The sequence below is a fragment of the Posidoniimonas polymericola genome, assembly GCF_007859935.1.
Classification (GTDB): Bacteria; Planctomycetota; Planctomycetia; order Pirellulales; family Lacipirellulaceae; genus Posidoniimonas; species Posidoniimonas polymericola.
The window spans coordinates 1-1,842 of the sequence record NZ_SJPO01000024.1 but is presented as its reverse complement, the minus strand read 5'-3'; the positions used below and the strand labels follow the sequence as shown (position 1 = coordinate 1,842).

General features: G+C 56.1%; 2 protein-coding genes. Both read left to right on the top strand.

Annotated elements, in window-relative coordinates:
* The first annotated feature begins 202 nt into the window (after positions 1 to 202).
* On the top strand, positions 203 to 664 hold the full coding sequence (locus Pla123a_RS24365) for a VOC family protein (RefSeq protein WP_146591458.1): 462 nt from the start codon (positions 203 to 205) through the stop codon (positions 662 to 664).
* A gap of 141 nt (positions 665 to 805) precedes the next feature.
* Positions 806 to 1,309, top strand: a complete 504-nt coding sequence (locus Pla123a_RS24360; protein ID WP_146591965.1) for a hypothetical protein — start codon at positions 806 to 808, stop codon at positions 1,307 to 1,309.
* The last annotated feature ends 533 nt before the right edge of the window (positions 1,310 to 1,842 follow it).

Sequence of the window (1,842 nt, the reverse complement as noted above, 5' to 3'; positions counted from 1 at the left end):
ACTGATCTCCGTGAGACTCCCAGTCTCGTACAGGGGACTTGCACCCCACAACAATCACGCCCGTGCCGGGCGTACACAAAATGCACCCGAGTCGCGAAGTCGGGCGTTTTGGCAATTGTGAATCTCTCGTCGCGACCGGGTGATTTTAGTCGTTATGCCACTAACACGAAATTACTTCAAACTTCGCGACTAGATCAACCATATGCCATCACCGACACCCAGCGAACTCATCCCATACCTCAGCATCACCGATGCCGCAAAGGCAGTCGCGTTTTACGCCGATGTGTTTGGCGTTGCCCCATACATTCAGCTCAACATGCCCGACGGGCGTGTGATGCATTGCGAATTTCGCATTGGCAACGCTCGCTTCTTCCTCAGCGAAGAACTCCCGGAACATGGAGGCACGCCAAGCCCAACGCGACTTGACGCTACAAGTGTCGCGATTCATCTCTACGTCGACGACTGTGATGCAATGATCGAAACGATGAAAGACAATGGCTCGACTGTTCTAATGGAACCCACTGATATGTTTTGGGGTGAACGATTTGGACGTGTACGTGACCCATTCGGCCACGAATGGGGAATCGCAACTCAACTTCGTGAAATGTCGCCTGACGAAATTCAAGCAGCTGTCAAAAAGATGTTTGAGGAGATGTCTGAGTAGTTCGTGAGACATCAGCCGCAAGCACAATGTGGCATAACAAAGACATGAACGCGGAGCCGACGACAACGCGATTTCAAATGGAGCATCAACTGCGGCGGCCCGGTTATGCCAGACGTTCGTCGCTCACGACCCACCACTCAAATGGTTGACCAACTCATGGCATCTGATGATGACGAGTCTCGCTACATTGCCCTCGTCGAGCGGTTTCGGCAGTTCGGCTGCGGCAATGCTGAGGGTTGGGCGAGATCGGAAATCGATGAGAACATACCCCAATTGGCTCGGTTTGTGTTTCTCCGTCAACTCTGGAATCTGGTGATAACGCCAGAAGCGCCGCGGCGCCTCAATGACTATGCCGGTCCGAATGACGATGGACGCGGCGGGGCGTTGCGACGAATCAAAGAATGCGGCGTTGCTTCGAACGATCTTCTGACAATCGTAAGGGAAGCGCAAATCGACGTGATCCGCGAGGTCGCCTCGATTCTTGACGAACTCAACACACTTGATTCACAATATGATGGCATCCGGTGGGGGCTGTTTGAAATCGATGACAATGATTGCCCAACTCGCCCCATTGATTGCTTGCACGAATCGGTCGACGACGAGGACGTAATACCGCGGCCTCAAGATCGACGAACTAACGGTTGAACGTGAGCGGCGGGCCACGTCCGACTTGACACAACGTCGTCTGGTCGCCGCCACGTTAACCGAATCGTTAGGCGGCAAGAACGGTAGTTGGCATGAACGCGTCGTCCGAAGACTTCAAAGCTCTCCAAGAAGCGGCCCGGCTGGTGGCACTGCCTCTCGGCGACACTGACCAGCTTGCTGGCAGTGCGAAGCGGGTACCCGGGGCGCACTGCCGGACAAGCCGGACAGTGGCACGCAACTGTCATAGCTACCCATCCGTCGCCATTGACGGAACTCCTCACCGGCGTGAAACTCCTGCACTCTCTCGTGTAGCACCGACTTTCGTTCGCACCGCGGCCGGCCAGCGGGCTGGCTCGTTCGAACGATAGTCGGTGGGCGCAGCCCAAGAGGCGTTGCGGCCCGGACGTACGCCGGGTGCCACTGTCGCATCGGGCTTTCGGGTGCCACTGGCTCTGCCCAGTAGCGTCCGGGATAAGTGTACTTAGAAGGTCGTGCAGTCGGAATGTGCGTGAGAGTCCCCTTGTGAGGGTCTC

What these genes read in the sequence shown, in the direction of transcription:
- Pla123a_RS24365 (WP_146591458.1), top strand. Translation starts at nt 203, where the DNA reads ATGCCATCACCGACACCCAGCGAACTCATCCCATACCTCAGCATCACC.
- Pla123a_RS24360 (WP_146591965.1), top strand. Translation starts at nt 806, where the DNA reads ATGGTTGACCAACTCATGGCATCTGATGATGACGAGTCTCGCTACATT.